12 protein-coding genes are annotated in these 9,356 nt (G+C 61.4%); 9 read left to right on the top strand and 3 right to left on the bottom strand.

Annotated elements, in window-relative coordinates; translation table 11 throughout:
- The 8 genes from JNL55_RS09965 to JNL55_RS09930 all read left to right on the top strand — a co-directional run.
- On the top strand, positions 1 to 1,085 hold a 1,085-nt coding region (locus JNL55_RS09965; RefSeq protein ID WP_293852548.1), incomplete at its 5' end, for a class I SAM-dependent rRNA methyltransferase.
- 48 nt (positions 1,086 to 1,133) lie between these two features.
- The gene (gene lgt / locus JNL55_RS09960; protein WP_293852546.1) at positions 1,134 to 2,021 is read left to right on the top strand and encodes a prolipoprotein diacylglyceryl transferase; all 888 of its coding nucleotides are present in this window, start codon (positions 1,134 to 1,136) and stop codon (positions 2,019 to 2,021) included.
- 10 nt (positions 2,022 to 2,031) lie between these two features.
- Positions 2,032 to 2,826: a thymidylate synthase gene (locus JNL55_RS09955; protein ID WP_293852544.1), complete on the top strand. Its 795-nt coding sequence runs from the start codon at positions 2,032 to 2,034 to the stop codon at positions 2,824 to 2,826.
- A gap of 17 nt (positions 2,827 to 2,843) precedes the next feature.
- Positions 2,844 to 3,536, top strand: coding sequence for an SET domain-containing protein (locus JNL55_RS09950; protein ID WP_293852543.1), 693 nt, complete (start codon positions 2,844 to 2,846; stop codon positions 3,534 to 3,536).
- A gap of 6 nt (positions 3,537 to 3,542) precedes the next feature.
- Positions 3,543 to 4,031, top strand: coding sequence for a type 3 dihydrofolate reductase (folA, locus tag JNL55_RS09945; RefSeq protein WP_293852541.1), 489 nt, complete (start codon positions 3,543 to 3,545; stop codon positions 4,029 to 4,031).
- Positions 4,028 to 4,396 carry a YkgJ family cysteine cluster protein gene (locus tag JNL55_RS09940; protein WP_293852539.1) on the top strand — a complete coding sequence of 123 codons (369 nt, stop codon included), beginning with the start codon at positions 4,028 to 4,030 and terminating at the stop codon, positions 4,394 to 4,396. Before folA ends, JNL55_RS09940 begins: the two co-directional genes overlap by 4 nt.
- Positions 4,397 to 4,398: 2 nt before the next feature.
- Positions 4,399 to 5,100, top strand: coding sequence for a 23S rRNA pseudouridine(2604) synthase RluF (gene rluF, locus JNL55_RS09935; RefSeq protein WP_293852537.1), 702 nt, complete (start codon positions 4,399 to 4,401; stop codon positions 5,098 to 5,100).
- Between the two features lie 70 nt (positions 5,101 to 5,170).
- Positions 5,171 to 6,064 (top strand): GGDEF domain-containing protein, encoded by an 894-nt coding sequence (locus JNL55_RS09930; protein WP_293852535.1) that lies wholly within the window; start codon positions 5,171 to 5,173, stop codon positions 6,062 to 6,064.
- Here the strand turns inward: JNL55_RS09930 and glmS are convergent, their stop codons facing one another.
- The 3 genes from glmS to JNL55_RS09915 form a co-directional block, all read right to left on the bottom strand.
- Entirely contained in the window at positions 6,065 to 7,885 is a 1,821-nt protein-coding gene (glmS, locus tag JNL55_RS09925; protein WP_293852533.1) for a glutamine--fructose-6-phosphate transaminase (isomerizing), read from the bottom strand.
- A gap of 14 nt (positions 7,886 to 7,899) precedes the next feature.
- On the bottom strand, positions 7,900 to 8,214 hold the full coding sequence (locus JNL55_RS09920) for a hypothetical protein (protein WP_293852531.1): 315 nt from the start codon (positions 8,212 to 8,214) through the stop codon (positions 7,900 to 7,902).
- A gap of 97 nt (positions 8,215 to 8,311) precedes the next feature.
- A complete protein-coding gene (locus JNL55_RS09915; protein ID WP_293852529.1) occupies positions 8,312 to 8,704 on the bottom strand; it encodes a hypothetical protein in 393 nt (130 codons plus the stop codon).
- A gap of 200 nt (positions 8,705 to 8,904) precedes the next feature.
- On the opposite strand from JNL55_RS09915, the gene JNL55_RS09910 reads away from it, so the two are divergent.
- On the top strand, positions 8,905 to 9,356 hold a 452-nt coding region (locus JNL55_RS09910), incomplete at its 3' end, for a hypothetical protein (protein ID WP_293852528.1).

Below are 9,356 nucleotides of genomic sequence, written 5' to 3'. Positions count from 1 at the left end.
TGACGGCTTTTCAGCCGGGCGCGTTGTGCCGTGTGGTTTCCGATCGCGACAAATTCCTGGGCTACGCCTATGTGAATCCGCACTCACTGATCAGCGCGCGCATTCTGGGGCGCAATTCGGCCTACGTGCCGGACAAGTCGCTGATCGTGCATCGCTTGCAGGTGGCGCAGTCGCTGCGTCGCTCGCTCTATGAAAAGCCGTTCTATCGGCTGGTGTACGGCGAGTCCGATGGCTTGCCGGGCCTGGTGCTGGATCGGTTCGGCGACGTGGTGGTCGGCCAGATCGCCACTGCCGGTATGGAAGCGCTGCGCCCGCAGATCGAAGCGGCCGTGAAAAAAGTCATCGATCCGACCGCGCTGGTGTGGAAGAACGACGCCGGCGTGCGCGATCTGGAAGGCCTGCCGCATTACGTTGAAACCGTGTTCGGCGAGGCGCCCGAATTCGTGGTGGTCGAAGAAGGCGGTGTCGGCTATCAGGTGCCGCTGGGTAGCGGTCAGAAGACCGGCTGGTTCTTCGACCAGGCGTCGAATCGACTGGCCCTGCGCAAATACGTGGGCGGCGCACGCGTGCTGGACGTTTTCAGTTACCTCGGCGCCTGGGGCCTGGGTGCGCTCAAGGCGGGTGCCACCGAAGCCACTTGTGTGGATTCCTCGGCCAGCGCGTTGGAGCAGTTACAGGCAAGTGCCACGGCCAACGGGCTGAAGCCCAGCGTGATCAAGGGCGATGCCTTCGACGTGATGGAGTCGCTGCACGCCCAGGGCCGACGCTTCGACGTGGTGATCGTCGATCCGCCGGCGTTCATCAAGCGCAAGAAAGATATCCCCAAGGGCGAAGGGGCCTACAAACGGCTCAATCAGCTCGCCATGCAGTTGCTGGACAAGGACGGCATCCTGGTGTCGTGCTCCTGCTCGTATCACCTGGAGCCGGATCACCTGCTCACTGCGATTCAGCGGGGGGCGCGCCATCTCGGCAAGTTCGCGCAGGTGGTGGAGGTCGGCGGCCAGGCCCCTGACCATCCGCTGCATCCAGCCATCCCGGAAACCCGCTACCTGAAAGCGTTTTTCTGCCGGGTGGTGACCGAATGAGCGACAGTAGGCGGGGGCCTCGGTGGCGTTGATATACTCCCGCCGGACATGATTTCCTACCCCGCGATCGATCCCATCATTTTCTCGGTTGGCCCGGTAGCAGTGCGCTGGTACGGGCTGACCTATGTCATTGGCTTTGCCGCCGCCTGGTGGCTGGCCCGCCGGCGCGCCGCGCGTCCGGATTCGACCTGGCAGCCCAACGATGTCGACGATCTGATTTTCTTTGCCGCCATCGGCGTGATCGCCGGCGGCCGGCTGGGCTGGTGCTTGTTCTACGGCATCGAGCAGGTGCTGGAGGATCCGCTCACCGTGATTCGGATCTGGGACGGCGGCATGTCGTTCCACGGCGGCTTGATCGGCGTGGTGCTGGCGGTGCTGCTATTCGCCCGGCAACGCAGCCGACGCTTTGCCGATGTGCTCGACTTTCTGGCGCCGCTGCCCGGACTGGGCATCTTCGCCGGCCGCATCGGCAACTTCATCAACGGCGAGCTGTGGGGCAAGCCCACCAACGTGCCGTGGGGTTTCACGGTCGATCCCGTGCCGCTGTTCCCTGTGCAGAAAGCTGAAGCGCTGCGCCTGTGCGAACGCTTCGCCGTCGATCCTTGCGTGTTACATGTGCATGCCTCGCAGCTCTATGAAGGCGTGCTGGAAGGCTTGTTGGTGTTCATCGTGCTGTGGCTGTTCACTCGCAAGCAGCGGCCGCGGTTGGCGCCGGCTGGCCTGTTCCTGATGTTGTACGGCGTGTGCCGTTTCATCGTGGAGTTCGTGCGCGTGCCCGATGAGAATCGCGGCTATCTGTTGTTCGACTGGGTGACCATGGGTCAAATCCTGTCGCTGCCCATGGTCGTGCTCGGCGCCATCCTGATCGCCTGGGCGTATCGCAGCCAGCAGGCCAGCGGTAACTACGGTACCAAGCAGCTCGTCCCGGCTCAGTGAACTCGCCTTCATGAATCAGTATCTGCAACTCTTGCGGCACATTCGTGAGCACGGTGTGCAGAAGACCGATCGCACCGGCACCGGCACGCTGTCCGTGTTCGGCTATCAGGCGCGCTTCGATCTGGCGCAGGGCTTCCCGCTGGTCACCACCAAGAAGCTGCACCTGAAGTCCATCGTTTATGAGTTGTTGTGGTTCTTGAAGGGCGACACCAACGTCAAATATTTGCAGGATCATGGCGTATCGATTTGGGACGAGTGGGCCGACGAACGCGGCGAACTCGGCCCCATCTACGGCAAGCAATGGCGCTCCTGGCCTGGGCCGGATGGCAAGACCATCGACCAGATCAGTCGCACTTTGGATTTGATCCGGCGCAATCCCGATTCACGCCGCATCATCGTCAATGCCTGGAACGTGGGCGAGCTGGAGCAGATGTCGCTCACGCCCTGTCATGCGCTGTTTCAGTTCTGGGTGGCCGGCGGCAAGCTGTCGTGTCAGCTGTATCAACGCAGCGCCGACGTGTTCCTGGGCGTGCCGTTCAACATTGCTTCGTACGCCTTGCTGACGCACATGTTCGCGCAGCAGTGCGATCTCGAGCCCGGCGAGTTCATCTGGACCGGCGGCGACTGTCATTTGTATTCGAATCATCTCGACCAGGCCGACGAGCAATTGCGTCGTGAGCCGTTCCCGCTGCCGACGCTGGCCATCCAGCGCAAGCCGCCGTCGATCTTCGAATACGAGTATCAAGATTTTCAGATCCTGAATTATCAGGCTCATCCGTCCATCAAAGCGCCCATCGCTGTCTAAGGCTGTTTAAGCGTCCCATGCCCAAGCAGAATCGCCGCGCGTCATCGCGCACTCAAACTCGTTCTTCCAAGTCGGCCAACTCGACGCTAGCGCATTCGCCGCTGGTGGAAGCTCGCAACTCCGATATTCACGGCCGCGGCGTGTATGCCGTTGCGCCCATCAAGAAAGGCACGCGCGTGCTGGAATATCTTGGCGAGCGCATTTCGCACGGCGAAGCCGACGCGCGCTACGAGATGAAGGGCGACGATGACGGCCACACCTTCCTGTTCATCGCCAGCAATCGCACCGTGATCGATGCCGGCGTGGACGGCAACGACGCGCGCTTCATCAATCACAGCTGCAATCCCAATTGCGAGACCGTGATCGAAAACAGCCGCGTGTTCATCGATACCATCCGCGCCATCAAGCCAGGTGAAGAGCTGGGCTACGACTATCAGCTCACTTGGGAAAGCACCGACGATCCGACCGAACTGGCGTTGTATGCCTGCCGCTGTGGCGCCAAGAAGTGCCGCGGCACCATGCTGGACAAGGAACCGTTGGATAAGCGTGAGGCCGAGCAGAAGAAGGCCAAGGCGAAGTCCAAGTCCAACGCCAAGTCCAAAGCTAAGCCCAAGACCAAGTCGAAGCCCAAGACCAAGACCAAGACTCAGGTCAAAACCAAGACTCAGGCCAAGAGCAAGGCCAAAACCAAGAAGAAGTCGCGGCGCTGATCGTCAATGCTCAGCATCATTGTCGCGGTGGCCGATAACGGCGTCATCGGCAGCGCCAATCAGCTGCCGTGGCGTTTGCCTGACGACTTGAAGCGCTTCAAGGCGCTGAGCCTGGGCAAACCCATCGTGATGGGTCGTAAGACCTTCGACTCCATCGGCAAGCCGTTGCCTGGCCGCTTGAACATCGTGATCTCGCGTCAGCCCGGGCTGCAGATTCCCGGCTGCACCGTAGTGACTTCCATCGACGACGCGATTGCCACTGCGCAGCCCGCGCCGGAGATCGTCATCGTCGGCGGCGCCGAGATCTATCGACAGGCGCTGCCCAAGGTCAGCACCATCCATGTGACCCGCGTGCACGCGGCGGTCGACGGTGACGTGGTGTTTCCGGAGCTGCGTGAGCAAGAGTGGCAAGAAGTCGCGAAGGAGTATCATCCGGCCGACGATCGCCACGCCCACGCATTCACTTTCAGCACGCTGCAGAGAGTCGGCTCATGAAGATGCGTTACGACTGTTCGACCTGTCCCGGCTACTGCTGTAGTCATTCGCGTATCGCCATCAGCGAGTACGACATCGCGCGGCTGGGCAAGCATTTCGGCTTGTCGCCGGCCGCCGCCAAAGAGAAGTTCACCTACAACTTCAAGACCAAGGAAGTGGACGAACAGATCCTGCGACACAAGAAGGATCATATCTACAAGACCATTTGCCGCTTCTTCGATACCGACGAGCGCCGCTGCACCGTGTACGAGGCGCGGCCGAATGTTTGTCGAAAGTATCCGTACGGCAATCGTTGCGGCTATCACGAGTTCCTGAAATTCGAACGTGAGCACCAGGCCGACGACGATTTCATTCCGTCCGCTTAGACGTGCGGCTGAATAAATACATCAGCGAGACTGGTCTGTGCTCGCGGCGTGAGGCCGATGCACGTATCGAAGCAGGGCGAGTCACCATCAACGGCGTGGTCGCCACGCTCGGCACGCAGGTCAATGAAGGCGATGCCGTTTGTGTCGACGGCCAACCGGTCGGCGGCGAACAGAAGCACGTCTATCTGGCGCTCAACAAACCGGTCGGCGTGATTTGCACTACCGATCGCGAGATCCGCGACAACATCACCGATTTCGTCGGCTACCAAGAGCGCATCTTTCCCATCGGCCGGCTCGACAAGGAGTCCGAAGGGCTGATCCTGCTGACCAACAACGGCGACATCGTCAACGAGATCCTGCGGGTCGAGAACGCCCACGAAAAGGAATATGTGGTGACGGTGGACCGGCCGGTCACCGAAATCTTTCTCAACGGCATGGCCAGCGGGGTGCGCATCCTGGGCACCGTGACCCGGCCCTGCAAAGTGAGCCGCGTCGGCCCGGCCACCTTCCGGATCGTGCTGACCCAGGGCCTGAATCGCCAGATCCGGCGCATGTGCTCGTTTTTCGGTTACAAAGTGTTGCGGCTACAACGCGTGCGGATCATCAATTTGACCCTGGGCAGTCTCAAAGTGGGGCAGTGGCGGGAGCTGCAGGACGCCGAAGTGCGCGCTTTGTTGCCGAATAAACCCGGCTTCAAGTTTTAGTCGACCGCCGGTCGGCGCGGCTGGCAGATCGGCTGGACGCTGGCTCCGAGGTCACAGTATCTTGCAGACCGTGGACTCCGATTACGACGTACAAACCCGCGTTACCGGGCTGGATGAATTACGAGTCAGGCGGCCTGGCGAGGCCTGCTTGGTCGTCATTCATGCGCCGGTGCAGACCGAGCTGGGACGGCGCTATGTCCTCGACAAGCCGACCACTGAGGTAGGCCGCGGCCGCGATAACGACATCGTTCTGCCGAGCGATTGTGTGTCCCGCCGGCATGCCCGGCTGGAGCAGCGCGCCGGCAATCTGTTCGTGGTCGATCTGGCCTCCACCAACGGCACTTTCATCAACGACGACGTGCATTCGGTGCGCGAGCGCCAGCTGGAGCGCGGCGATCGGCTCAAGGTCGGCGACACCATTTTCAAGTATCTGTCCGGCTCGGACATCGAGCTGCAGTACCACGAAATCATTCATCGCATGACGGTGACCGACGGCCTGACCGATCTGGCCAACCGCAAGCAGCTCGACACCATTCTGGAAGAAGAGATTCCCCGGGCGCGGCGGCACAGTCGCGACTTGTCGCTGTTGATGCTCGACATCGATCACTTCAAGAGCGTCAACGACACGCACGGTCATCTCACCGGCGACTCGGTGCTGCGTGGCCTGGCTGGCATTCTGCAGCGGCGGCTGCGCCCCAGCGATCGTCTGGGACGTTACGGCGGCGAAGAGTTCTGCGTGATCCTGCCCGAGACCTCGCTGCCCAACGCCGCCAAGATCGGCGAGGAGCTGCGCTCGATTGTGGAAGCACATGCCTTCGTCGCAGAAGACAAAAACATTCGGGTCACCATCTCGGTCGGCGCCGGCACGTTGCGGGAGGGCATGGCCCTCGCCGATCTGTACCGAACTGCGGACGAGATGCTCTACCGGGCCAAGCGTACCGGCCGCAACAAGGTCTGCAGCTGATCATTCCACCGTGACCGACTTCGCCAGGTTGCGAGGTTGGTCGATGTTCCGATCCTTCGCCAGCGCCACGTGATAGGCCAGTAGCTGCAGCGGGATATTCATCAGCAGCGGATCCAGCTCCGGTTCGGATTTGGGCACTTCGATGATGCCGTTGACCGCCACCGGCAATGGCTCGCCGCGATGGGTGATGGCGTAGATCGGGCCGCTGCGCGCGCGAATCTCTTCCAGCGTGGAAATATTCTTGGCGAACAAATCGTCACGCGGAATGACCACGACCGTGGGCGTCTCGGGGCTGATGAGTGCCAGCGGGCCGTGTTTCAACTCGGAGGCTGGATAAGCCTCGGCATGGATATAGCTGATCTCTTTGAGCTTCAGCGCGCCTTCCATCGCAACCGGATAACCGGCTGCGCGGCCGACGAAGTAAGAGCTGTCGCGAGTCGCCAGCTCTTTGGCGAGCTTGGCGATTTCCGGTTCCATCGCCAGGATTTCGTCGACCTGCGCCGGCAAGGCTTCCAGTGCTTTGATCAAGCGAGCGCCGTGTGCCGTCGACATGTCTCGAATGCGTCCGAGATGAATGGCCAGCAATGCGAACGCGACCGCGGTCGACGTGAACGTCTTGGTTGAAACCACCGCAACTTCAGGACCTGCATGCAGATAGATCCCGCGTCCGCATTCGCGGGCAACGCTGCTGCCGACAGCATTGACGATGCCTAGCACGCGACCGCCTTTGCGCTTCACTTCCTGCACGGCTGCGAGCGTGTCGAACGTTTCACCCGATTGGCTGACGGCGATGTAGAGCGTGTCCTGCTCGATCACCGGATTGCGATACCGAAACTCGGACGCCGGCTCGGCGTGCGCGGGCACGCGAGCTAGTTGTTCGATCAGATGCGCGCCGAAGCAACCGGCGATGTACGCCGAGCCGCAGCCAAGAATTTTCACTCGACGAATTTCCAGCAACTCGCGCGCTGCCATTTCCAGGCCGCCGATGTGCGTGGTTTGAAAGCGCGTGTCCAGTCGACCGCTGAGCGTGCGTCGAATGGATTCGGGCTGCTCGGCGATCTCCTTGCGCATGTAGTGCGAATAGCCTTGCTTGTCGTACGACTCGTCGGTCCACGCAATGGTAGAGGGCTTCTTTTCAGTGGTGCCGCCGTCGAGCGTGGAGGTTTCGAAGCCGTCGGCGCGAACTACTGCAATTTCGCCGTCGTCGAGATGCACGACGCTTTGCGTGTGTCGCACCAGCGCCGAGGGATCGGAAGCGACAAACATTTCACGCTCGCCGATGCCGAGCACCACGGGGCTGCCGTTACGAGCGACCACGATGATTTCCGGGTGTTCCGCATCGAGTACGGCGAGCCCATACGTTCCGGTGATGTGTCGTAACGCGCTGCGCACTCGATGTTCGAGGCTATTGCCAGGCATGGCGGCGATCAGATGAGCCAGCACTTCCGAGTCTGTCTCGGAGCGAAAGGTTACGCCGCTGCCTTGTAACTTCGAACGTAGCTGCGCGGCGTTTTCGATGATGCCGTTGTGAACGATGGCGATGCGTTCGCTGGCGTCCGTGTGCGGATGAGCGTTGCGGTCGCTGGGTTCGCCGTGTGTGGCCCAGCGTGTGTGCGCGATGCCGGTCGTGCCTTTGAGTCGCTCGGGCAGCGAACGCTCGAGGTCGCGTACTTTGCCTTTGCTCTTGAAGACGCTGAGCTTCTCGTTGCGAGCGCAGGCAATGCCGGCCGAGTCGTAGCCGCGATATTCCAGCCGTCGCAAGCCCTCCACCAGAATCGGTGCCGCTTCACGCTTGCCGATGTAACCGACGATGCCGCACATGATGAAGCCTTCCGTTAACCGTAAATGATTCGGCGGATCTGTCGCTCGCTGTACTCGGGCGCTCGAAAACGGCGTGCCGCCAGCTCTTCGCCGATCTGCAGATAAATCGCTTGGTTCGATAGCCCCTGCGCTTGCAGGGCCAGGTGGCGACGGCGGATGAAGTCCTCGGGCACTTCGCTCATGAAGGCCAGCACTTCGTTGACCAGCCGGGCCGCTTCTTGGGGCGACAGGCGGCTGGAGCGGGTCAGGTAATCGACCAGCTCTCCCATGTCCTCCGATGCCCCCTTCGAATCCGCTGCGGAGCCGAAGTCTGCCGAGTCCTGGTTCATTTCCCAATCATCCTGCCCGATATCGGGCAAGAATAACTGAGTTAGGGGCTGGGGAGTTGGAGGTTGGCGGGTGGCAGAGCAGGCTGAAACGAGCCGGTCAGGCGTCGTTGCGGCTCAGATAGAAGTAGATGTAGCTGGTGAGGAACAGCACACACACGCTGCAGGCGAAGATGATGCCCCAGCCGGCGGCGATGATGGCGAACACGTCCAGCGAGGCGGCGGAGCTGGCCGCTTGCGCGGTGGACAACGAGCCGAAGCCGGCGGCGATGCCGAAGGCGGCGACACAATTGAGCATCCATTTCATCAGATAGCCGGGCAGATAGATTCGCATACTGCGGTTGTGGCGATACGCGGCTGCGCGGGTCATGCGGTCGCCGCGGCTGGCGTCCTTGAATAGCCAGAACGGCCACAGATAGCGAAACAGCAGTAGCGACAGCGGCATGTCGTCGTAGTGCGAGGCGAGGGCTGCACCAGAAGAGCGCGGCGGCATCGTCGGTTACTCGATAAACATAGGGTTTGGCGCCAGCGGAGCGGCGGTTACGGGATAGATGTTCCGAGGCCATCGATGGTTCCATATGCACCTTGCGGCCGGCAAAATCCAGTGAGCTGTGGAAATTCACTCTGCACCGGAACGGCGCGCGTCGTTATTCTGCCGCCGCCATGAACGTGCTTGGCCAACCGCAAACCTAAGTGCTCAATCCGAACGACACCATTCAGGTCTCCCGCTTTCATCCCCGCACGCCACCGGGGCGGCCGCTGGAAGTCGGCTGGGGACAGGAGTTCGGACGTTGGCTGTGGCACCTCATCGTGCTGCCGGCGGAGCAGGCGCGGCCCTGGCCGCAATGGGTTATTCGTTACATCCAGCCGGTCGTATTCGCGCTCGCTCGCCAATTGCAGGTGACCAATCCCGGCAGCGTGCGCTCGTGGGTGTTGAGTCTGCTGTTAGTCGATCCACCGCGCGCGTACTGGTCGAGTCCCGAGACTTACGCGGCCGACAGCAGGCGCGGCCGACCGCCATCGATTCGCACACTGTTGCATCAAGCGGCCTATCCCTACGTGATGCCGGTGGCTTGGTCGGGCTCGCAATTGCTCGAGCGCGCGTCGCTGGCGATCAGTCAGGTGTTCTCACGCCTGCACGTGGC

The sequence above is a fragment of the Steroidobacter sp. genome (assembly GCF_016790065.1).
Classification (GTDB): domain Bacteria; phylum Pseudomonadota; class Gammaproteobacteria; order Steroidobacterales; family Steroidobacteraceae; genus Steroidobacter.
This window is presented reverse-complemented; position numbering and strand designations above follow the sequence as displayed.